Origin of the sequence: Halorubrum rarum (assembly GCF_048380895.1) — an archaeon.
Lineage (GTDB): Archaea > Halobacteriota > Halobacteria > Halobacteriales > Haloferacaceae > Halorubrum.
This window is the reverse complement of sequence record NZ_JBLWMN010000002.1, coordinates 135,534-157,846: the sequence shown is the minus strand read 5'-3', so window position 1 is coordinate 157,846 and position 22,313 is coordinate 135,534. Positions and strand designations below refer to the sequence as shown.

The following is a 22,313-nucleotide window of genomic DNA, read 5'->3' as shown; positions in this document are numbered from 1 at the left end:
ACCGAGTTCGCCGGCCGCCACTCGCCGCGATCGCTCACCTACCGCCCGTGAACGCGCAGCCGCACCGACCCGTCGGGCCGGAGGTTCGCGCTCGGCGCGAACGAGAGCTCCCCGGTCACGGGTTCGAACCGATACCGCGAGAGCAGGGTTGCCAGGACGAGTCGAAGCTCCAGCCGCGCGAATCGAGCTCCGATGCAGGCGCGCGGTCCGCCCCCGAACGGGAAGTACGCGTACTCGGGGCGGTCCGACCCACCGACCCAGCGCCCGGGGCGGAACGCGTCGGGCTCGTCCCACCAGCGCGGGTCGCGCTGGCACGTCCAGGGCGACAGCGAGAGCGTGCTCCCGGCGGGAATCCGGTGGCCGCGTATCTCGACGTCCTCGACCGGCTCGCGAAAGAAGATGTAAACGGGCGGGTACAGCCGGAGCGCCTCGTCGATGACGCGGTCGATCGCCTCGAGGGCGTCGCGTTCGCTCGCGGCCGCGGGATCGGCGGCCGGATCGCCGAACGCCGCAACGCGATCGGCCGCCGTCGCCTGCTCGTCGGGATGCGTCGCCAGAGCGTGGAGCGCGCACGCGAGGGCGATCGCGGAGGTCTCGTGGCCGGCGAACAGGAAGGTGACGAGGTTGTCCCGGAGCGTGTCGTCGTCCATCCCTCCCTCGTCGGTCGCGGTCACGAGGATGGAGAGGAGGTCGGTTCCGGGGAGTTCGCCGGCCTCGACCGCCGCGCGACGCTCCGCGATGATCTCGTCCAGCCGCGCCCGGAGGTCACCCATCGCCCGACGGTAGCGCACGTTCGTCGGCGTCGGGAGCCAGTCGGGGAGAAAGGAGGCGACCCGGCGGGAGTCGAATCGAGTCGCGATCGCCTCCGCCGCGCGGGCGACGAGCTCGCGGTCCTCGCCGGGCGACAACCCGAACAGGGCCTCCACGAGCACGCCCAGGGTGAGGTCCCGCGCTGCGGCCGCGACGTCGACGACCTCGCCGTCCTCCCAGCCGGCCGCCGTCGACGCGGCGTGGTCGACCATGACGTCGCCGTAGGCGGCCACCTGCTCGCGGTAGAAGGCGGGCTGCATCGTCGTCCGCTGACCTCGCCAGTCGTCGCCCTCGGCGAGGAAGATCCCCTTCCCGAGCAGCGTTCCGGTCTGTCGGCGGATCATCGACCCCTTGCGGAAGGCGTCGTCGCGGTCGACGAGCACCGTTCGAACCGCGTCGGGGTGAACGACGACGTGGGCGCGATCGCGGAGGACGCGATAGCCCATCAGGTCCCCGTACTCGCGCGCCTCCCCGAGGAACTCGAGGGGGTCGTGCGCGATCCGATGAACGCTCCCGAGAAGCGGGACCCCCGACCGGTCGACCGTCGACGCCCGCGTGTCCCGTCTCATGGCGAATCGTCCCTCATGACGGATCGTACGGGGAGACGTGGAATCGCCGTTTGGCCGGATGCGTCCGGCTATTTATATAGTCGGTTCGTAGGCGGGACCATGCGGTCGTTCACGTTGACGATCACGATCCCGTCTACGGACCAGCACCCCATGCACGCGCTCATCGACGAACATCCGGCGGTCCATCGGAGCGAGATGCTCCAGTGGAACACGGCCGACCCGACGTCGGTGGCGGTCCTCTTTCGCGTCCTCGCCGCGAGGGAGCCGTACGAGGCCGCCCTCCACGGCACGGACACGATCGACGAATACGAGCTCGTCGACGGCGATCCGGGCGAGCTTTATTTATACGTCCGCGAGGCTGCAACCCCGAGCCATCGGGCGTTCGTCGACCCGTTCTCCGACACCGACCTGATCGCGGTGCCGCCGGTCACCTACCTTCCGGACCGGCGCGTGACGGTGCGGTTCCTCGGGCGCACCGCCGACGTCGACGCGGCGCTGTCCGCGCTTCCCGACGGCTACGACGTCGAATTACGGACGGTCACCGGGATGGGGCCGCCGGACCGTCGCGGGGCCCTCACGAAACGACAGCGCGAGGCGCTGCGCGCGGCCGACCGCGTCGGGTACTACGAGGTGCCGCGGGAGGGGTCAGTCGCGGCGGTCGCCGCCGAGCTGGGCCTTTCGACGAGCGCCGCCGGCGAACACCTCCGGAAGGCCGAGGCTGCGCTGGTCGGGAGCCATCTCGACGGACGGATGTGAACTACCCTACCCTACACGTCGGCGACGTCGGACGGTCCGAGCCGACGAGAAACGCGGTCCGAGCCGACGAGAAACGCGTTACGCCTCAAGGAACCCGCCGGCGCGGAGCGCCGAATCGACGTCGGCGTCGTCGTGGACGATGGCGGAGACGGCGCTCGCGATCCCCTCGGGGTCGTCGTGCTGGAAGATCGATCGCCCCATCGAGACGCCGGCCGCGCCGCCGTCCATCGCGCCGCGGACCATCTCGACGGTCTCGCGGTCGGTTCCCTTCGAGCCGCCGGCGATGACGACCGGGAGCCGGGTCGACTCGGTGACGCGCGTAAAGGAGTCGCCGTCGCCGGAGTACCCCGTCTTCACGACGTCCGCACCGAGCTCCTCGGCGAGTCGGACGGCGTGACCGAGCGATTCGGGGTCCGTGGAGTCGACGCCCGGGCCGCGCGCGTACGCCATCGCGAGGACCGGGAGCCCGAGTCGCGTCGCGTCGTCGGTCAGCTCCGCGAGCTCCTCGATCTGGTCGGGCTCGTGATCGGAGCCGACGTTGATGTGGAAGGAGACGGCGTCAGCGCCCGCCCGGATCGCCTCCTCCGCGGTGGCGGTGACGCGTTTGTCGTTCTCGTCCGGTCCGATCGTCGTCGAGGCGTTGACGTGGACGATGTAGCCCGCGCCGTTCTTGTTGTCGTGAACGCGAGGCGCGACCCCTTTCTGCGTGAGGACGGCGTCGGCACCGCCGTTCGTGACGCCGTCGATGGTCGACTCGATGTCGACGAGTCCCTTCACGGCACCCATCGTGATCCCGTGGTCCATCGGGACGATGAGGTAGCGGTCGTTCGTGGAGATGCGGTCGAGTCGTGCGGCGAGTCCTGCTGTCATGTGGAATGGCTCGTTGTGTGAGAGTGTGGCAATCAACGGTAAGTGGGTTTCGTTCGGGGACGTATTGACTCGGACCGGCGGTGACCGGTCGCTCCGGGAGTGAGCTACCGGGCGTCGCCGGCGCTCGCCCGGGTCGCGTACCCGCGCTCGGCCCCCGCCTTCAACTCGCGCGAGAGCGCTTCGAGGTCGTCGGCGACGTCGGCCGCCGATCGCCCCTCGTCGACGCCGTCGGCCACGATGTCGACGAGCGCCGAGCCGACGATGATCCCGTCCGCTCCGGCCGACACGATGCGCTCGGCGTGCTCGCCCGTCGAGATCCCGAATCCGACCGCCTTGGGCACGTCGTACTCGCGGAGTCGATCGAGACTCGTCGTCGTCTGGTCGGAGACGTCCGACTTCGCGCCGGTCGTGCCGAGGCGCGCCTGCACGTACACGTATCCGGACACGCGGCTCATGATCCGATCGAGGCGGTCCCCCTCCGTCGTCGGCGCGACGATGAACACGAGATCGAGCCCGAACTCGTCGCACGCCTCGCGCAGGGGGTCGGCCTCTTCGGCGGGCAGATCGGGGACGACGAACCCTTCCAGCCCGACCTCGGCGGCGCGCTCGACGAACGACCGGGGACCGTCGCTGTCTCCCCACTGGTAGATCAGGTTGTAGTAGGTCATACAGACGAGCGGTGCGTCGACGTCGACGTCCTCGACGAACTCGAAGAAGCGGTCCGGGGTCATCCCTCCCTCCAGCGCGCGGACGACCGCGCCCTGAATGGTCGGTCCCTCCGCGATCGGCTCCGAGAAGGGCAAACCGAGCTCGATGACGTCCGCGCCGCCGCGGTCGAGCGCCTCGACGTACGCGATCGACGACTCGTAGTCGGGGTCGCCGACCGCGAGGTACGGGATGTACGCGGGGCCGTCGGCGAACGCCTCGGCGATCGCGTCCGAGTTGCCGGTCGACGTCATCTCAGATCCCCTCCGTGAACATCGACATGTCCGGCGCTTCCTCGATGTCGCGCGCGTCCGTCTCCTCGATGGCGGCGTCGAGGTCCTTGTCCCCGCGGCCCGACACCGTCACGACCACGCGCTCGCCGAGATCGTCGGCGTGTTCCTCCAGGAACCCGAACGCGTGTGCGGACTCCAGCGCGGGGATGATCCCCTCCGTCGCGGAGAGGCGATGGAACCCCTCCAGTGCGTCGTCGTCGTCGACGGCGACCGGACTCACCCGCCCCTCGTCGACGAGGTACGCGAGCTCGGGACCGACGCCGGCGTAGTCGAGCCCGGAGGAGATCGAGTGGCTCTCCATGATCTGGCCGTGTGAGTCCTGGAGTAGCTTCGTGCGCGCGCCGTGGAGGACGCCCTCCTCGCCCGCATAGAGGGACGCGGAGTTCGGCGCGACGCCCGCCTCCTCGTCGACCTCCAGCGTGGTGCCGCCGGCCTCGACGGCGTGGAGCGCCACCGATTCGTCGTCGACGAACGCCGCGAACGACCCCATCGTGTTGGAGCCGCCGCCCGCGCAGGCGACGACGTCGGTCGGGAGCTGCCCGAATCTCTCGATCGACTGCTCGCGGGCCTCCTCGGAGATGACCGCCTGAAAGTCCCGGACCATCACCGGGAACGGGTGCGGGCCGACGACCGATCCGATGACGTAGTGGGTGTCCTCCACCGTGGCGGCCCAGTCGCGCATCGTCTCCGAGATGGCCTCCTTCAGCGTGCCGCGGCCCGCGGTAACCGGCTTGACGTCCGAGCCGTTGAGCTTCATCCGGAACACGTTGGGTCGCTGGCGGTTGATGTCGCGCTCGCCCATGTAGATCGTACAGGGCATATCGAGGTGGGCGGCCGCCATCGCGGTCGCGGTGCCGTGCTGTCCGGCCCCGGTCTCCGCGATGATCCGCTCTTTGCCCATGTACTTCGCTAACAGCACCTGGCCGAGGGCGTTGTTCAGCTTGTGTGCGCCGCCGTGGAGCAGGTCCTCGCGTTTGAGGTAGACGTCGCGGTCGTAGCGCTCGGAGAGCCGGTCCGCGCGCTGGAGCGGCGTCGGACGGCCGCCGAAGTCGGCGAGCCGCTCGCGGAACTCGTCCATGAATCCGTCCTCGTTGGCGAGGACGTAGCGCTCGTAGGCGTCGGTCAGCTCCTCGATCGCAGGCATCAGCGCCTCCGGGACGTACTGGCCGCCGTAGCGGCCGAACTTCCCGTCCTCGCGGCCGCGCTTCCGGCCCGGTCGCGTCGTCGTGTCCGTCGTCGTGGGTTCGGTTTCGCTCATGTGGGTGTGGTGTCTCGTGTTGGTGCGTCGTCCGTGGGCGTCTCGTCCGTCGGTCCCTCATCGTCGGCGGCTCGGGTCAGCTCCCTCGTGTTCGCCTCGACGTCGCCGGCCATGATCGCCGAGCCGACGAGCAGCGCGTCCGCGCCCGCCGCGCGCATCCGGCGGACGTCGGCCGGCGTCGACACGCCGCTTTCGGCGATCAGCGTGACCTCGTCCGGGACGTGGGGCGCGACCGACTCGAAGGTTCCGAGGTCGACCTGCAGTTTCGACAGGTCGCGGTTGTTCACGCCGATCACGTCCGCGCCGGCGTCGATCGCGCGGTCCAGCTCCTCGCGGTCGTGAACCTCCACGAGCACCTGGAAGCCGCGGTCGCGGGCGGCCGCGAGCAACTCGGCGAGGTCGTCGCCCACGAACCGTGCGATCAGCAGGACGACGTCGCTCTCGACGGCGTCGAGCTGCTCCTCGCGGAGGAGGAAGTCCTTTCGGAGGACGGGGACGTCGACCGCCTCCCGGACGCGTTCGAGCGTGTCCACGCTTCCGCCGAAATGCGCCGGCTCGGTGAGCACGCTCAGTGCGGCCGCACCGCCCGCGACCATCGCCTCGGCGAGTTCGACCGGGTCGTCCTCGCGGGTCCCCTCCGTCGTCGGACTCGTCGGCTTCACCTCGGCGACGATCGGGACGCGACCGTCGGACTCCGCACGGTCGAACGCGGCCGTCAGATCGCGCGGGTCGACGTCGACCGACTCGGGCTCCGCTCCGTCGTCGACCCCGATCTCCGCGTCGTCGCCGACTTCGGATTTGCTCTCGGCCGCCTCGACTCCGCTCTCGGCCTCCCCGCGCCGCCCGGACCGCTCCCGAGCCGCGGACAGGATGGACCGAACCGCCGGGGCCAGCTCGTCTGGATCGTCCATTACTGTACACTAATGTACGTATCTGTTCATAAGGCTTGCGGGGTCGGGGCGCTCACGCGGGTCGTCCCTTTTAACCCTCATCGTACCGCAGTCGAAGCATGGTGAGCATGGGTACGTCAGGCGTGTTCGCACGGGCGTACGACGAACTGGACCTCGCCGTCGAGGTCGGCTTCGCCGGGGGACGGGTGATCGCGGTGTCGTTCCCGGAGCGCGTCCCCGAGGACGCGGACGACGACCACGCGCTGCTCGACCGGATCGGGGAGTACCTCCGCGGCGAGCCCGACGATTTCGCCGACGTCGCCGTCGGACTGACGGTGCCGACGGATCGACGCGGGGTGCTGGAGGCGCTTCGCGAGGTCCGATACGGCGAGGAGGTGTCGGTGAGCCGGTTGACGCGACTGGCCGCGCTCGACGACAACGACCCGGACGACCTCGAACTCGTGAGTCGGTCGCTCCGCGGGAACCCGATCCCGATCCTGATCCCGGAGCATCGGGTGCAGGGCGGTCCGTACGCGACTCCCGCGAGCGTCCACGAGACGGTCCGGCGGCTCGAGGGCCTGTGAAAAAGCGGACGGTCGGTGCTCGTCTCGGCTACTCGTCGATGGCCACTTCGTCGGCGTCGACGTCGACGGCGGCCTCCTCCTCGGCGGCGACCTCCGCGGGACGCGCCTCGAGGGTCAGCTTCTGGACCTCGACGCGGCGCAGCGGGTAGATGGTCTTCGCCTCGCCGTAGATGGCCGACGAGAGGTTCCCGTCGACGATCGCGTCGACGAACGCCTCGAACGTGCGGTCCTCGGCGGCGGCGTGGACCTTATCGATCATGACGCGGCGGATCGCCTTCTCCTGGGAGCGGTCCGCCTTCTTCGTCGTCAGCGCGACCGGCTGGACGCGGATGCGGTAGTCGTCCGTCGTCAGCACGGTGATCGACGCCTCGACCTTCGACGCGCCGCGGCGGACGAGCGAGCGCAGGTAATCGCGCGTCAGCTCGTACTTGACGAACTCGGTGTACGCCGTGTCGCTGCCGACGTCGGTGATCTTGAAGGTGAGCTTCGTGTTGTTCGCGCCGGAGTCACCGGTGAGATCGCCGAGCGTGGTCGTGATCGTGCGGCCGATCACCTGATCGGGCTCCTCGGCGAGCGTCTCGCCGAGAACCGCACGGTCGAACTGTTCCGGTGCCAGTACGTCGTACCAGCGCTTCTCTCCTCTACTCTTGGATACTGATCGTTCGCTCATGTGTTGATGTCGGATTCGTCCGTGTGGGGTCGATCCCCGTGATTCGTATCGGATCGGGTCCCGGAATCCGTTCGGGACCGATCGTCGTCGTCCGCGCGGAGCCGATCCCCGCGGGACGTGGTCGTGTCGCGATACGCTCGTGTCCGTTCGATGACGCGGTCCGCGACCTGCAGGTTCACGACGTAGTCGTCCACCGTCGATCGGAGCCCGCCCGTCGTCTCCCGCTCGACGGTACACTCGATCGCGTCGCCGTCGACGCGAGTCACCATCGAGTCGGTGTCGTCGGGTCCGAGCGCGGCGGCCACGAGTTCGGCGTCGGCGTGAGTCGTCCGGACGGTCGCCGTCCGGTACGTCTTCCCGTCGAAGCGCCCGGCGTCAGGCCCGATCGCGTCGGGATCGCCGCTCATAGCGCCCCCCGGAGCGCTGCGAGCGCATCCGTCGTCCCGCCGTCCACGCTGACGCCGCCGCGCGCCGCGGAGCCCCAGCCGTCCCCGTCGAACTCGACGGCGACGTCCCGGCAGGCGGCTCCGAGCCCGACCGATTCGGTCGCGGCGGCGGCGATCGCTCCCGCCGCCTCGTCGACGGCGATCGCGACCGGCTCGGGCGACCGGAAGTCGCGGACGAGCCGGGCGATCGTCGGAAGCGTGCTCTCGGGCGCGTCGACGCGAGCGACGACGCAGCCGTCGTATCGGCCGGTCGTCGCCACATCGAGCGCGCGATGGACGGCGAGCCCGTGGGTTCGCCAGACGTCCAGCGCCGCGGTCCGAACGGGCTCGCTCGGCTCGTCGGTGAGCGCGAGCGCGACGCCCGTTCCGGGCTGCTCGCGTGCGAGCGCGTCGAGGACGTCGGCGTAGCCGCCGACCGTCTCGAACGCCGCCGCGGTGTCGTCCGTGGCGTACGGCCGGAGCGCGCGTTCCACCGATGCGGCGGCCCGCTCGCTCGCCGACTCGGCGGCGGCGACGTCGACGGCGACCAGCGACGCGAGCCGCCGGTGATCGTCGTCGTCGAGTTCCATCGGAAGGTCGAGTGCCGCGAGCGCGGCGCGCGCCGCTTCCGGGTCGCCCGAGTACGGGGCACGGATCAGCGTCGACGCCGAGAGGCCGTCCGCGAGGTCCGCTGTCGGGATCGCGACGCCGGGCCGTCGTCGGACTCGTTCCGTCCGCTCGGCGGCCGCCAGTGCATCGCCGGAGCCGTCGGTGCCGGGCACCGAGCCCGCGGCGACGACGCCGGCCAGCGCGAGCACCGGATCGGGGTCATCCCCGAGCTCGCGTGCGACCGCGAACGCGGTCGTGCTCGCCGGGCGCTCGGTTCCGGGCACGGCGTGTTCGCCCGTCGACGCGCCGAGCGTCACCGTCACTGCGTCCGCCTCGTCGTCGGGGACCGGATCGCGCGCGACGCGGACCTGGAACGGGGTTCCGACGGTCCGGAGCGCTCGTGCGAGCAGTCCCGCGGCTGCCAGCGCGTCGCCGTCGTCGGTCGCGACGAGTCGAACGAACGACGCGTCGGCGACGACGCTGGCGAGCGCGTCGGGAGCGGGCGTGGCGGTGGCGGTTTCGGTCACGGGTCGGGTCGTTTGTGGGTCGTTTGTGGGTCGTCTCGTGGCGATCGGTCGTGTGTCCTGTCGGTCGCGGGTCCTGGTCGCTACGCTTCGAGCAGCTCGGCCGCGTTCTCGTAGGTGTACGTGAACTCCTCGTCGATCGCGTCGCCGCGGTAGTAGTTCACGAGGCGGCGGATCTTCGACTCCGTGTTCTGGAGCGCTCGCTTGTTCTGGTAGTCCTGTCCGTTCTCCTCCATGTGCTCGCGCAGGCGAACCGCGCGGGCCATGAGGTTCCGCAGGTCCTCGGGGAGATCCGAGTCGGCGTCGTTCTCCGCGAGGATCTCGGTGAGCTTCTTTCCGGTCGCCAGTTTGACGTCCGGGATCGGGGTCCCTTTGACGCCCTCGTCACGGAGTTTGAGTCCGATGACGCTGGGGTCGTGACCCTGTTCCGCAAGTTCGACGACGCGGGACTCGATGTCCTCGGCGTCGACGTCGCTCCACTCCGGGTTCTCGTCCGTCGCCGGCTTGTCCGAACCGGACGAACCGCGACGGCGCGTGTGCATTCGTGCCATTGTCTGAAATTGGAACGGCACAACCGCAAAACGTGACCGCGACTCCGCGCGACGCGGCTCCCGAGCGAACCGCCTGTCGGCGGTCCGAGCGGCCGCGACGCCGGAGGCGTCGGTGCACTGCTACATTCCCAAGCCGTGGGCGAGCGCCCCGGCGAGTCGGATCTGCAGCTGTGCTGTTCCCGTTCGTGGGGTCGCCGTCGCCCCTCTTAAGGGTGTTCTTGTCGTCGCGTCCGGCGATCCGGGGCCAAACGGGCCGACGGACACGCAAGGCGGCTCACTCGTCCGGGTACTTCGGTTCCCGACGCTCCGCGCGTTCGGTCGCGCGCTCGATGACCTGACGGACCGTCTCGCCGCCGTCGGCCTCACGATACACGTCGCCGTGGCCCGGGTACATCGCGGAGATGGCGTCGGGGAGCCGGTCGAGGATCTCGTGAAGGCTCTCGATCACTCGCTCGCGGGACTGTCCGGCCATGTCGGTACGGCCGAACGAGCCGTCCTCGAACGCGCCGTCGTTGTACACGACGACGTCCCCGCTGTACAGTCGCTCCCCGCCGAGCAGCGAGACGTGATCGGGCGCGTGGCCGGGCGTGTACACGACCTCACACGACTCGTCGCCGACGAGGATCTCGTCGCCGTCCTCGATCGCGACGTCTCGGCGGGGGTGGTCCGCGTACGCGAACAGGGTCGCGTCGAAGCGGTCGAGCACGGCGTCGAGCTCCGCGACGTGGTCGCCGTGTTGGTGCGTCAGGACGACCCGGTCCAGCTCCTCGACGTGGTCGCCGACGACGTCCTCGACGCCCGGCATCGTTCCGACGTCGACGAGCGTCGTCGCCTCGCCGTCGGCGAGGTACGCGTTGCAGGTGAACGCCTCGGCGTCCGCGGTGACGTTGATCGGCTCCATATGGTCCCTCACGCCGTCGCCGGTGAAAAAGGTGGAGTCACCCGCCGAACGGGACTAACGTGGGGAGGGCCGGCATCATCGTCCCGTGAGAAAGAACGATACATCATCGTCCCGTGAGAACGAATGGTGTGAGAAACGCACTCGTCCGTAGCTTTATCCGTCACGATCCCTAATGCGCAGACGACTATGGGCTTCGGGAGCTACGATGAATCCGAACAGGAGAATCAGGACCTCGACGCGGACTTCGACGACGAGGACGGCGTCCGCGCTGCTCAGGAGACCCATCACGGGTCCGTCGAGTACGAGCCCGGCGCGTCGAACGACGAGCTGCTCGATCGCCTCCAGGAGATCAAAACAGAGGAGACGTAGTGCGCTCGGGGAGTCGAACGCTGGGGATCGCCTTTTCGGACGCCGAATCGACGAGCTACGTCGCCGGCGCGGTCGTCCGGACCGACGGCACGCTCGACGGGTTGGCGTTCGACTCCTGTACGATCGGCGGGACGGACGCGACGGACGCGATACTGGCCCTTTTCGACGGTCTCGGACGTGAGGACGTCCGTCGCGTGGTGTGTGCGGGGATCGCTCCCGCGTGGTTCAACGTCGTCGACCTCCACCGACTCCACGCGGAGCTGGACCGTCCCGTCCTCTCCGTGAGCTACGAGGCCAGCCCCGGGCTCGAACCCGCCCTCCGTCGCGAGTTCGACGGCGAGGCGCTCTTCGATCGGCTCACCGCGTACCGGTCGCTTCCGCCACGTCGTCGTGTCCGTCGGGACGGTCCTGCCGAAGACGACTCCGCCGAGAACGACGGATCGCCCGAGCGTGCCCCCCTGTTCGTCCGGTCGGTCGGGATCGACGACGACCGCGCGCGCGACGTCGTTCGGCGGCTCACGCGGGAGGGATTCCGACGACCGGAGCCGCTCCGGGTCGCGTCGATAGCCGCGGGCGCTCATCGTCGGGTTGTCGGGGGATGAAGTCGGAGAACACGAGGGATGCGTCGGGGGCGTTCGGAATGTGGCTCTCGGCGCGTTCAGGTGTCAGCGCCCTCGGCGAGCCCGGTGATGAGCCTGGAGGGGTTCTTGGTGAACACCCGCCGCATCAGGTCCTCGGAGACGTCGAGGGTCAGCACCTCCATCACGCCGACGTTCGGGTGGACGTCGGGCGCACCGGAGCCGAACAGCACCCGGTCGGGATGTTCCAACACGCCGCGTTCCAACACCTCGCGGTACCGGACGGCGCTCGTGTCGACGTACAGTCGGTCGTGTTCCTCGAGTAAGTCGAGCGTGCGATTCATCAGCTCCGCGTCCAGCGGATAGCCGCCGAAGCTCGCGAGCACGACGGGGAAATCGTACACGAGCAGTTCCTGCTCGACCATGCTCGGCGGAAACCGCTTGCCTGCGTGGACGAGGACGGGGAGGTCCGCGGTCTCCAGCCGTTCGAGAACGTCCTCGTTCGGGAGACCGTCGTACGGCGGCACCAGGGTGAACCCGTGGTACCGGTCGTCGTAGGAGTACTGTTCGACGTCGTCGGGACGCGTGTGGTGGTCGCCGCGCTCCGCACGCAGGTTCCGGAGCCTGGCGAGGGGGTGGTCACGCGGATCGCGCGGTCCGTTGAGTCGGGCGAACGCGAGAAACGGACGGTCCACCGAGAGGCGCGCGACGGCGTTGTTCGCGCGCAGGTAGCTCCGCCCCGACGCGCGCCGACCGGGGCTCGCGATCGCGCGGACGACGCCCGCCTGGTGCATCTCCCGTTCCAACCGCTCCGGGGTGATGTCACGTCCGTGGGCGGCGACGGACGCCTCGTCGGGGTCGAGAGCGGTGTGCACGTCGACGATCCGGAAGTCGTGTTCCAACCCCAGCATTGACTCGTTCGTCCAGTCCATCACGCATGTGCCTGTCGGTCCGAGACACGCGATCGATCACCCCGAACGGAATACGGTGCCGCGGTTTGATTTACTGGTGACCGCTTCGCTTTCGGCTGATTTCGTCGATACGGATCGGAACAAATATATAGAACCGCAAACTATCTCTCCGATTGAGCATGTCGTCTCGTATGCAACAACCCATGTACGTTCTCTCGGAGGACAGCACCCGAACGCGCGGTCGGGCCGCGCAGGACTCGAACGTGGCCGCCGGCAAGGCCGTCGCCGAGGCGGTACGCACCACGCTCGGTCCCCGAGGAATGGACAAGATGCTGGTCGACTCCACCGGCGACGTCGTGATCACGAACGACGGCGCGACGATCCTCCAGGAGATGGACATCGACCACCCCGCGGCACAGATGATAGTGGAGGTCGCGGAGTCACAGGAGGACGTCGTCGGGGACGGAACGACCACCGCGGCGGTGCTCGTCGGCGAACTCCTCGCACGCGCCGAGGACCTCATCGACGACGACGTCCATCCGACCGTCATCGTCGAGGGATACGCCGAGGCGGCGCGACTCGCGAACGAGGCGATCGACGAACTGCTGGTCGACGACGACCTCGACGCGGACCTGCTCGCCGCGGTCGCCGAGTCCTCAATGACCGGCAAGGGAACCGGCGACGTGGCGGCTCGCGACCTCGCCGCACTGGTCGTCGAGGCGGTCGAACGCGTCGTCGACGAGGCGGACGGGGAGGCGACCGTCGACCGTGACCGTATCCACGTCCACCCGCGGACGGGGGCCGCCTCCTCGGCGACCGAACTCGTCGAGGGCGTGATCGTCGACGAGGAGCCCGCCCACGACGGCATGCCCCGGAGCGTCGATGACGCTACCGTCGCGATCCTCGATACGAAACTGGAGGTTCGCCAGGGCGACGTCGACGCCGAGTACTCCATCACCTCGGTGGAGGGACTCAACGCCGCGATCGAGGCGGAGGACGCTGAGCTCCGCGGCTACGCGGAGACGCTTGCTGCGGCGGGCGTCGACGTTCTCTTCTGTCGGAAATCGATCGACGACCGCGTCGCCGGGTTCCTCGCGGACGCCGGAATCGTCGCCTTCGAGAGCGTCAGCTCCGCGGACGCGAGCGACGTCGCGGACGTCACCGGCGCGAAGCGGCTCGGAACGCTCGACGACATCGAGGCCGACGACCTCGGGCACGTCGAGTCGATCGACGTGGAGACGTACGGCGACGACGACCTCGCGTTCGTCCGCGGCGGCGACGCCTCGCGTGCGGTGACGCTCCTCGTCCGCGGTTCCACGGACCACGTCGTCGACGAGTTGGAGCGCGCGATGCACGACGCCGTCGACGTCGTCGTCGCGGCACTCGACGCCGGCGGAGTCGTCCCCGGTGCGGGCGCGACGGAGATCGCCATCGCCTCGCACGTCCGCGGGGCGTCCGCGGGCGTCGAGGGGCGAAAACAGCTCGCTATCGAGGCGTTCGCGGACGCCGTCGACGCCCTCCCGCGCACCCTCGCGGAGAACACGGGCGCGGACCCGATCGACACGCTCGTCGACCTCCGCTCGCGACACGACCGCGAGGGGATCGCGGGCGTCATCGCCGAGGGCCGGTCCGCACGAGTCGGCGACCCGCTGGCGGCCGGGATCGTCGACCCCGCCGCGGTCAAACGCGAAGCGATCGACTCCGCGACCGAGGCGGCGACGATGCTCCTCCGTATCGACGACGTCATCGCTGCGGAGTAGCCGTCCGCCATCCGCTCGTCGGGAGACACGCTTTCTGCGGTGTTACCGATCGCTTCGCACGTGATCGCAGTCCGTCCGTCTCGCCGACATCCCCGTAGAACGGCCGTGACGATCCACTTCGGGAGTGAGTATTGCAGTCCGCCGGTCGTGCTGCGGTATTTAAACGACCGTGAGCGACGTTGATGGTTATTTATAAAGAACGCATGCGGTGGCGTGCGCCCGTGAGCGGCCGTCAGGCCGCGAACGGCGTCGCGCGAGGGAGTCAGAGGCGGTCGCCGAGCGGTTCCGGCGACCGCCCCTGACGAGGCTGGGGAGGCGTGAGGTGCGGTCGCGGTGCTGTGCGGGGTGGGACTCAAAGGGGCAGCCGCGAGGACGAAGCCCGCCGCAGCAAGCACCGCACCGGGCTGTGTGGAGAGGGGCGGCGCGCAGCAAGGCGCGCGAGTCGTCGCGGCTGGGGCTTTGCAGGCGGTCATCGTCGATCCGATCGAGACCACTTATAAATAGTCGACAGCAACACCGCATTCCCACGTATAAACAACCAGACCACCGATCTGCGTCACGTACTCCCGTTATCGATCAAGTAGCGTCGCAGCGGGCGGCCGGCTCCTGCGAAGTCGCCGAACTCCCCGTTCAATCCGTCGGGAACTCCGTCGTCGCTCCCGTCGGGAGCGACGGCGGGTCCCGAACCGCCTCGAAGAAGCGACCGGAGACGAACTCCTCGACGACGTCCGACAGCGACTCGTCGTCGGACACCGTCGTGAGGATCCCCAGCGGTACCTGTGCGCCGGCCATGTTCGCGTGTCCGCCGGCGGAGCCGACGGCGTCTAACGCCTCCCGGAGCAGCTCCCCGATGTCGACGTCGGTCCCTCGCGATCTCGCGGAGGCGTAGATGACACCGTCCATGTAGCCGTACACGAACGTGACGGTGACCTCCTCGGAGTCGAGCAGCTGCTCCGCGGCCTGTGCGAGCGCGTCCCTGTCGGTTATCTCTCCGACGCAGGACGCGACCGTCGATCCCCGCACGTCACGGTTCTCGATCGCGCGGGCGAGCACGCGCAACGTCTCCGGACTCACGCTCGGGCTCTCGATCCGTTCGAGGACGGTCTCGTCGGCGTGCGGTGTCAGCGACGCCGCGGCCTCGAAGTCGGGGATCGACACCTCCCGCGTGAAGTCCCGCGTGTCGATCCGGATCCCGTACAACAACGCGGTCGCCAGCGTCCGGTCCGGTTGGATGCCGAGCCGTGAGAGGTACTCCTCGATCAGCGTGCTCGTCGCGCCGATCTCCGGCCTGATGTCGACGAACTCCCCCTGCACCGGTCCTCGCGGCGGATGGTGGTCGACGACGATATCGACCGTGTGGCCCTCGGGGAGGCTGTCGTTGATCCCCGCCCTGGAGTGATCGACGAGGGCGACGCCGGCGTACTCCTCGACGTCGGTCTCCTCGAACGTCCGGAGCCGCAACTCGAGGAGGTTCACCAGCGCACGGTTCTCCTGATGAGCGATCTCGCCGCCGTAACAGACGTCCGCGGGGACGCCGACGAGCTCCGCGACGCGGACGATTCCGAGCGCGCTCGCGATGGCGTCGGGGTCCGGATTGTCGTGTGTGACGACCAAGAGCGGCCCGGTGAGCCGTCTGACGGTGCGGAGCAGCCGAACCGGCCGCTCCTGTGCGTCCGCCCCGACCGCCTCCATCGCGCGTCCCGCGATCGCCCGGATCGGGTCAACGACGCGGTCCGCGGCGGCGTCGAGGACCGTCCGCTGGTCGTCGGTCGGGTCCTCGCCGACGTGGGCAACGATCATCGCGTCCGGATAGCGCTCCCGTGCCGCTCGGGCGGCGGCGGCGTTACACTCGGGGTCGTCGCTTGCGACCAGCACGACCGACGTCTCGTCCGGATACGAGGACGGGTCCGTCGGATCGCCTTCCACGGTCGAGACGTTGCCGTCGCGGAGCGCCGACGCCCAGCCGGAGTCGTCGGTGATCGCGTACAGTTCGCCGCGCCCCTCGCGTGCCCGCTCGACGAGCGTGTACCCGACCGAGCTACAGCCGAGGAGCAGGCGTCGCACCATGCGGTCACCTGCGGGACGACGACTCAAAACGCTGCCGTCTGCTTCAGTCGATCGACGAGGGGTCGCGTGCGGCCGCGACGACGTCGATCGCGGCGCGGTTCTCGGCGACGTCGTGGACCCGCACGATGTCCGCACCGTTGGCGGTCGCGACGGCGGTTCCCGCGACCGTCGCGTGCTCCCGCTCGTCGGGGCCACACCCGACCGCGCCGAACAGCGACTTGTAGGAGTGGCCGATCAGGACGGGGCAGTCGAGCGCCGCGAACTCCCCGGTTCGCCCGAGCAGCTCGAAGCTCTCCGCCGCCGACTTCCCGAAGCCGAGACCGGGATCGACGATCACGCGTTCGCGATCGATACCGGCCTTCTCGGCGAGCAACAGTCGCTCTTGGAGGTCGGCGATCACGTCGGTGACCACGTCGCCGTACTCGGGCTCGTTGTCGGGATCGACCGGCGCGTCGACGCTGTGCATGACGACGACGGGACAGCCGGCCGCCGCGACGACCTCCCGCATCCGCGGGTCCTCGAGCCCGGTCACGTCGTTGATCACGTCCGCGCCCGCGTCGAGGGCGGCCGCCGCGACGGCCGCCTTCCGCGTGTCGATCGAGACGAGCACGTCGCCCGCGGCGACCGCCGGGACCTCGTTGACCGCCTCGACGACCGGAACGACGCGGTCGATCTCCTCGTCGACCGGAACCGTCTCCGCGCCCGGCCGCGTCGACTCGCCCCCGACGTCGATGACGTCGACGCCGGCCTCGACCATCCGTTCCGCGCCCGAGACGGCGTCCGCGAACGCCTCGTGGCGGCCGCCGTCGTGGAACGAATCGGGGGTCACGTTGAGCACGCCCATCACGGCGGTCCCGCTCGTCCAGGGGTACTCGTCCGGCTCGTCGTTGCTCTCGGCGCTCTCGTCGTCGCTCTCGGCGCTCTCGGCATCCGGCCCCGCGATCCCGATTCGGTCCGCGAGATCGTCGGCGACCCTGTGGAGGCCGTCGCCCGCGGCCGATAGCCGGTCCCCGAGCGCCCGGTACTCCGCGACCGTCCCGGCGAGCGTCACCGGGACGAGCTCGCCGCTCTCGACGCCCGCGCCGCCGACCGCGCACTCGCCCCCGACGGCCCGCGTCATCGATTCGACGCGGCGGGCCGTACCGGCTCGGAGCCGAAGCGTCACGACCCGGTGGTCCACGCCGTCGCGGAGGTCGGCTGCCGTCTCCGGATCGACGCGTGCGGCGTCGAGGACGCGTGCGGCGTCGCCGTCGTCGCCGATCGACTTCGGCGTCACGGTTCGGGTGTACGTCGCCCGGGCCTCGGCGACGGAGAACAGCGACCCGACGAGGAGCACGCAGTCCTCGGCCGCGGCGCGGGAGAACGCGCTCGTGAACGCGTCCGCGACGTCGTCGCCGGCAAGCACGTCGTCGATACCCACGCGACGGGCCGCCGCGGCCAACACCTCCGGGTCCTCCGCGCGGTCGAGGTCGGGACGACAGGTGATCGCGGTGGCGGCGTCGGGGAGCGCGTCGAGCGCTCCCGCGTGGTCCTTGTCGTGCATCGCCGCATACACGAGATGGAGGTCCTCGTAGTCGTACTCGGCGAGCGTCCCGGCGAGCGTCTCGCAGGCGGCGGGGTTGTGTGCGCCGTCGAGGACGACGAGCGGCTCCGTGCCCATCACCTCGAAGCGACCCGGCCACGTCGCCCGCGCGAGTCCGTCGGCGACCGCGCGATCGTCGAGGCGGTCGCCGTGCAGCGACTCGGCGGTCCGGTCCGCCAGCGCGGTCGCGACCGCGGCGTTGGTCGCCTGATGCTCGCCGACCAGTGGGATCCGGTAGGTCCCCTCGCGCGCTCCGGAGAACCCCACAGCCGCGTCGGTCGGGCTCACTCGTCCCTCGTAGGTCGCGATGAGGTCCGGTCGCGGGCGATCGTCGCTGGCGGCGCGCTCGACGCCCGGCCCGGCGACGGTCGTCACGGGGGCGTCGAACGACGCGGCGACCTCGCGGACGACGTCCAGCGCCTCGCCGTCGCAGGCGGTGACGAGCGGTGCGCCGCCCGCGGTGATCCGCGACTTCGTGCGGGCGATCTCTGCGATCGAGTCGCCGAGGACGGCGGTGTGCTCGAGCGAGACGTTCGTCACCGCGGTCGCGACGGGGTCGACCGCGCTCGTGGCGTCGTACTCGCCGCCGAGACCGACTTCGAGGACGGCGACGTCGGCCTCGCGCCGTGCGAAGTCTCGGATCGCCATGGCGGTGACGACCTCGAAGAAGGTGAGCGGGTCGCCCTCGGCGGCCCTGTCGATGAGCCACGGCTTCGTCTCCGCGACGAACGACGCGACCGCCTCGTCGGGTATCGGCCGTCCGTCCACCCGGATCCGCTCCGCGAGCGATTCGAGGTGCGGGGAGGTGTACAGCCCGACCGACAGCCCCGACTCCCGGAGGATCGACTCGACCATGCGCGCGGTGCTCCCCTTTCCGTTCGAGCCGGCGACCTGCACGAACGGGAGGTCGTCCTCGGGGTTCCCGAGGTGATCGAGCAGCGCCTCGATTCCCTCGGTCCCCGGACTGACGGAGAAGCGGCGGAGGTCGAACAGGAACCTCGCCGCCTCGTGATAGTGCATACGGCGTGGGTCGGCACGGCATCGCTTAGGCGTAACGGACCGGTGGCCGTTCCGCCGGGTGTCTTCCTCGATATGGTGGCCAACCGATACGATGTGTTCATACCCCTCGATCGCACCCGGCGGGGATCGTCGGGGTGGACGGACGGATCGGTGGAGTATATAAACACACAGATACATGACTGCCGTCACCTACTCTCACGATTGACTCGACTACTGAAGACCGTCCCATTCGTATTTAAACCATCACCGCGCGTAGTCGAACGTTGATGGGTACGCTCAACGAGATGTTCGACCCGGACCGGGTCGCAGTCGTCGGCGCAACGGCCAGAGAGGGGGCCGTCGGTCGCGCCGTCACGTCGAACCTGCTCGACGACTTCGACGGCGACACGGTTCCAGTCAACCCGAACTACGACGAGGTGCTCGGAACGCCGTGCGTCGACTCGATCGACGAGGCCGACGCCGACGTGGCGGTCATCGTCGTTCCGCCGTCGATCGTGTTGGACGCCATCGAGGCGTCCGGCGAGGCGGGCGTCGAGAACGTCGTCGTGATCACGGCCGGGTTCGGCGAGACCGGCGAGGAGGGAGCGACCCGCGAGCAGCGGCTCGCCGAGATAGCCGACGAGTACGATCTGAACCTCGTCGGCCCCAACAGCCTCGGCATCATGTCGACCCCGTCGGGCATGAACGCCACGTTCGGCCCGGAGAACGCGCTCCCCGGCGGCCTCTCCTTTATGAGTCAGTCTGGCGCGTTCGTCACCGCCGTCCTCGACTGGGCGAACGACAACGGCGTCGGGTTCAAGGACGTCGTCTCGCTCGGCAACAAGGCCGTCCTCGACGAGACCGACTTCGTCGACCACTGGGGATCGGACGACGGCACCGAGGTGATAATCGGCTACCTCGAGGGGATCGAGAACGGTCGCGAGTTCATCGAGACCGCCCGCGAGACGACCCGTGACACGCCGATCGTCGCCGTGAAATCTGGCCGCACGAGCGCCGGCGCGCAGGCGGCCTCCTCGCACACCGGCACGCTCGCCGGCTCCGAGAAGGCGTACGAGGCCGGCCTCGATCAGGCGGGCGTCATCCGCGCGGAGTCAGTCGACGAACTATTCGACGCCGCCGGCATCCTGGGGAGCCAGCCGCTGCCCGACACCGACAGCGTGGCGATCGTCACGAACGCCGGCGGCCCCGGCGTGATGGCAACCGACGCCGTCGGCGACGCGGCCCTCGACATGGCGTCGTTCTCCGCGGAGACGACCGACGCGCTCCGCGAGTCGATGCCGGACGAGGCGAACGTTCACAACCCCGTCGACGTCATCGGCGACGCCGACGTCGAACGGTTCCGCGAGGCGCTGGAGATCACCGTCGCGGACGAGAACGTCGGGGCGGCCCTCGTGCTCGCCGCGCCGACGGCCACGATCGATTTCGACGACCTCGCCGATGCCATCAGCGAGGTCAGCGAGGAGATGGACGCGCCGGTCGCCGCCTGTCTGATGGGCGGCGACCGGACCCGGAAGCCGAAACAGCAGCTGCAGGCGCAGGGGATCCCCTGTTACTTCGATCCCGCACGCGGGATCGAGAGCCTCGCGACGCTGGGGCGCTATCGCGATATCCGCGACCGCGAGTACGCGGAGCCGATGTCGTTCGACGTCGACCGCGAGCGCGCCCACGAGATCCTCTCCGCGGTCCGCGACCGCGACGACAACCGCCTCGGCGTCGAGGCGATGGAGCTGCTCGACGCCTACGGCATCCCGACGCCGGCGGGGGCGATCGTCGACTCGCCCGACCGCGCCAGCGAGGTCGCTGCGGGGATCGACGGCGACGTCGTGATGAAGATCGTCTCGCCGGACATCCTCCACAAGTCGGACATCGGCGGCGTCGCGGTCGGCGTTTCCGACGAGGACGTCGCGGACACCTACGAGGACCTGGTCACGCGCGCCCGAAACTACCAGCCTGACGCGACGCTTCTGGGCGTGCAGGTCCAGGAGATGGTCGATCTCGACGCCGGCGTCGAGACGATCGTCGGGATGAACCGCGACCCGCAGTTCGGCCCGCTCCTGATGTTCGGGCTGGGCGGCATCTTCGTGGAGGTGATGGAGGACACCACGTTCCGCGTCGCGCCCGTCTCCGAGCCCGAGGCCCGCGAGATGACCGAGGAGATCCAGTCCGCGCCGCTGTTGCGCGGCGCTCGCGGCCGCGACCCGGTCGACATCGACGCCGTCATCGAGACGATCGGCCGCCTCTCACAGCTCGTCACCGACTTCCCGGCGATCCTGGAACTCGACATCAATCCGCTCGTCGCACTGCCCGACGCCGACGGAGCGAACGCCGCCGCCGTCGACGTGAGACTCACCGTCGACCCCGAACGACTCGACGAGGAATCGCCGACTCCCGACACCGATCCCATCCAGACCAATGACTGACACCACTACCACGCTCGTCACCGCGACCGGAGAACACGCCGGAAAGACCGCCATCACGCTCGCGCTCGCGCGCCTCGCCGCCGAGCGCGACGAATCCGTCGGCTACATGAAGCCGAAGGGCACGCGCCTGCAGTCGAACGTCGGGAAGACGCTCGATCAGGACCCGATGCTCGCGCGCGAGGTGCTCGGGCTCGACGCCGAGATGCACCAGATGGAACCCGTCGTCTACTCCCCGACGTTCATCGAGGGCGCGATCCGCGGCACCGAGGACAGCGCCGCGCTCCACGACCGGGTCCGCGAGGAGTTCGACGGGCTGGCCGCCGACCGCGACCACATGTTCTTGGAGGGCGGTGGCGACTGGACCACGGGCGGGGTCGTCGACCTGACCGACGTCGACGTGGCCGAACTGCTCGACGCGCGGGTCGTGCTCGTCGCCGGCTACGAGACCCCGAGCGACCTCGACGAGGTCATCGCGGCCGCCGAGGCGTTCGGCGACCGCCTCGCGGGCGTCGTGTTCAACAAGGTCACCGAGACCGCGTTCGACTCCCTCGATCAGGACGGGATCCCGTTTCTCGAATCGCACGGCATCCCCGTGCTCGGTGCGATCCCGCGCCAACAGGAGCTTGCGGGCGTCTCCGTCGGTGACCTCGCCGACGAGCTCGGTGCGGACCTCCTCACGGACGCGCCGACCGACGCGTTCATCGAGCGGTTCCTCGTCGGTGCGATGGGCGGCGACGAGGCGCTTCGCCACTTCCGTCGAGCCCGTGACGCCGCCGTGATCACCGGCGGCGACCGCGCGGACGTCCAGGCCGCCGCGATCGACGCCTCCGGCGTGAAATGTCTCGTGTTAACCGGCGGACACCGACCGTCCGGCGCGGTGCTGGGCAAGGCCGCGGAGGCGGGGAAACCCGTCCTCGCGGTGAACACCGATACGGTCACCACGATCGACCGCGCCGAGGCCGTCGTCAGCGGCGGCCGGACCCGCGACGCACGGACCGTCGAGACGATGTCCGGACTGCTCGCCGACCACGTCGACATCGACGCGATCCTCTGAGGGTTCGATGTGACTCCTGAGGGTCCAACGCGGCCCTCTGCGGGTCCGCCTCCATACGCCGTGGCGATCGACGTCGACACCCCTCCGACGGCGTGTTGCGGAAATATTTGGGGGTATTCTTATCCGGACGTTTCGAG

The 22,313-nt window shown here is 69.6% G+C and carries 20 protein-coding genes; 7 read left to right on the top strand and 13 right to left on the bottom strand.

Annotated elements, in window-relative coordinates:
• Positions 1-38: 38 nt before the first annotated feature.
• Entirely contained in the window at positions 39-1,379 is a 1,341-nt protein-coding gene (locus ACNSN7_RS02465; protein ID WP_418280400.1) for a cytochrome P450, read from the bottom strand.
• 99 nt (positions 1,380-1,478) lie between these two features.
• Here ACNSN7_RS02465 and ACNSN7_RS02460 point away from each other — a divergent pair, with 99 nt between their 5' ends.
• Positions 1,479-2,135 carry a helix-turn-helix domain-containing protein gene (locus ACNSN7_RS02460; RefSeq protein ID WP_418280398.1) on the top strand — a complete coding sequence of 219 codons (657 nt, stop codon included), beginning with the start codon at positions 1,479-1,481 and terminating at the stop codon, positions 2,133-2,135.
• A gap of 78 nt (positions 2,136-2,213) precedes the next feature.
• Here ACNSN7_RS02460 and ACNSN7_RS02455 read toward each other — a convergent pair whose 3' ends face one another.
• The 4 genes from ACNSN7_RS02455 to trpC form a co-directional block, all read right to left on the bottom strand.
• Positions 2,214-3,005 (bottom strand): 2-amino-3,7-dideoxy-D-threo-hept-6-ulosonate synthase, encoded by a 792-nt coding sequence (locus ACNSN7_RS02455; RefSeq protein WP_418280397.1) that lies wholly within the window; start codon positions 3,003-3,005, stop codon positions 2,214-2,216.
• A gap of 104 nt (positions 3,006-3,109) precedes the next feature.
• On the bottom strand, positions 3,110-3,964 hold the full coding sequence (gene trpA / locus ACNSN7_RS02450; protein WP_418280396.1) for a tryptophan synthase subunit alpha: 855 nt from the start codon (positions 3,962-3,964) through the stop codon (positions 3,110-3,112).
• A gap of 1 nt (position 3,965) precedes the next feature.
• A complete protein-coding gene (trpB, locus tag ACNSN7_RS02445; RefSeq protein ID WP_418280395.1) occupies positions 3,966-5,261 on the bottom strand; it encodes a tryptophan synthase subunit beta in 1,296 nt (431 codons plus the stop codon).
• On the bottom strand, positions 5,258-6,172 hold the full coding sequence (gene trpC / locus ACNSN7_RS02440) for an indole-3-glycerol phosphate synthase (RefSeq protein WP_418280394.1): 915 nt from the start codon (positions 6,170-6,172) through the stop codon (positions 5,258-5,260). The genes trpB and trpC overlap by 4 nt, the downstream gene beginning before the upstream one ends.
• A gap of 98 nt (positions 6,173-6,270) precedes the next feature.
• Between trpC and ACNSN7_RS02435 the strand changes: the two genes are divergently transcribed.
• Entirely contained in the window at positions 6,271-6,735 is a 465-nt protein-coding gene (locus ACNSN7_RS02435) for an MGMT family protein (protein WP_418280392.1), read from the top strand.
• 28 nt (positions 6,736-6,763) lie between these two features.
• Here ACNSN7_RS02435 and ACNSN7_RS02430 read toward each other — a convergent pair whose 3' ends face one another.
• The 5 genes from ACNSN7_RS02430 to ACNSN7_RS02410 all read right to left on the bottom strand — a co-directional run bounded on the left by ACNSN7_RS02430 (position 6,764) and on the right by ACNSN7_RS02410 (position 10,415).
• Positions 6,764-7,405, bottom strand: coding sequence for a 30S ribosomal protein S3ae (locus ACNSN7_RS02430; protein ID WP_418280391.1), 642 nt, complete (start codon positions 7,403-7,405; stop codon positions 6,764-6,766).
• Positions 7,402-7,812, bottom strand: coding sequence for a KEOPS complex subunit Pcc1 (locus ACNSN7_RS02425; RefSeq protein ID WP_418280389.1), 411 nt, complete (start codon positions 7,810-7,812; stop codon positions 7,402-7,404). Before ACNSN7_RS02425 ends, ACNSN7_RS02430 begins: the two co-directional genes overlap by 4 nt.
• Positions 7,809-8,966: an exonuclease RecJ gene (locus tag ACNSN7_RS02420; protein ID WP_418280388.1), complete on the bottom strand. Its 1,158-nt coding sequence runs from the start codon at positions 8,964-8,966 to the stop codon at positions 7,809-7,811. Before ACNSN7_RS02420 ends, ACNSN7_RS02425 begins: the two co-directional genes overlap by 4 nt.
• A gap of 80 nt (positions 8,967-9,046) precedes the next feature.
• Positions 9,047-9,514 carry a 30S ribosomal protein S15 gene (locus ACNSN7_RS02415; RefSeq protein WP_418280387.1) on the bottom strand — a complete coding sequence of 156 codons (468 nt, stop codon included), beginning with the start codon at positions 9,512-9,514 and terminating at the stop codon, positions 9,047-9,049.
• 274 nt (positions 9,515-9,788) lie between these two features.
• Positions 9,789-10,415 carry an MBL fold metallo-hydrolase gene (locus tag ACNSN7_RS02410; RefSeq protein ID WP_418280385.1) on the bottom strand — a complete coding sequence of 209 codons (627 nt, stop codon included), beginning with the start codon at positions 10,413-10,415 and terminating at the stop codon, positions 9,789-9,791.
• 186 nt (positions 10,416-10,601) lie between these two features.
• Between ACNSN7_RS02410 and ACNSN7_RS02405 the strand changes: the two genes are divergently transcribed.
• Positions 10,602-10,784, top strand: a complete 183-nt coding sequence (locus tag ACNSN7_RS02405) for a DUF5786 family protein (RefSeq protein ID WP_418280384.1) — start codon at positions 10,602-10,604, stop codon at positions 10,782-10,784.
• The gene (locus ACNSN7_RS02400) at positions 10,784-11,386 is read left to right on the top strand and encodes an endonuclease dU (protein WP_418280383.1); all 603 of its coding nucleotides are present in this window, start codon (positions 10,784-10,786) and stop codon (positions 11,384-11,386) included. The genes ACNSN7_RS02405 and ACNSN7_RS02400 overlap by 1 nt, the downstream gene beginning before the upstream one ends.
• A 56-nt stretch (positions 11,387-11,442) precedes the next feature.
• Here ACNSN7_RS02400 and ACNSN7_RS02395 read toward each other — a convergent pair whose 3' ends face one another.
• Positions 11,443-12,273, bottom strand: coding sequence for an amidohydrolase family protein (locus ACNSN7_RS02395; RefSeq protein WP_418280586.1), 831 nt, complete (start codon positions 12,271-12,273; stop codon positions 11,443-11,445).
• A 191-nt stretch (positions 12,274-12,464) separates the two neighbouring features.
• On the opposite strand from ACNSN7_RS02395, the gene thsA reads away from it, so the two are divergent.
• A complete protein-coding gene (gene thsA / locus ACNSN7_RS02390) occupies positions 12,465-14,033 on the top strand; it encodes a thermosome subunit alpha (RefSeq protein WP_418280382.1) in 1,569 nt (522 codons plus the stop codon).
• Between the two features lie 630 nt (positions 14,034-14,663).
• Here thsA and ACNSN7_RS02385 read toward each other — a convergent pair.
• Complete coding sequence (locus tag ACNSN7_RS02385; protein WP_418280381.1) at positions 14,664-16,100, bottom strand: DHH family phosphoesterase; 1,437 nt, start codon at positions 16,098-16,100, stop codon at positions 14,664-14,666.
• A 43-nt stretch (positions 16,101-16,143) separates the two neighbouring features.
• Positions 16,144-18,702, bottom strand: a complete 2,559-nt coding sequence (gene folP / locus ACNSN7_RS02380; RefSeq protein WP_418280380.1) for a dihydropteroate synthase — start codon at positions 18,700-18,702, stop codon at positions 16,144-16,146.
• Between the two features lie 266 nt (positions 18,703-18,968).
• Here folP and ACNSN7_RS02375 point away from each other — a divergent pair, with 266 nt between their 5' ends.
• Both ACNSN7_RS02375 and ACNSN7_RS02370 read left to right on the top strand, forming a co-directional pair.
• A complete protein-coding gene (locus ACNSN7_RS02375) occupies positions 18,969-21,122 on the top strand; it encodes an acetate--CoA ligase family protein (RefSeq protein WP_418280379.1) in 2,154 nt (717 codons plus the stop codon).
• On the top strand, positions 21,115-22,176 hold the full coding sequence (locus tag ACNSN7_RS02370; RefSeq protein ID WP_418280377.1) for a phosphotransacetylase family protein: 1,062 nt from the start codon (positions 21,115-21,117) through the stop codon (positions 22,174-22,176). Before ACNSN7_RS02375 ends, ACNSN7_RS02370 begins: the two co-directional genes overlap by 8 nt.
• Positions 22,177-22,313: the final 137 nt, after the last annotated feature.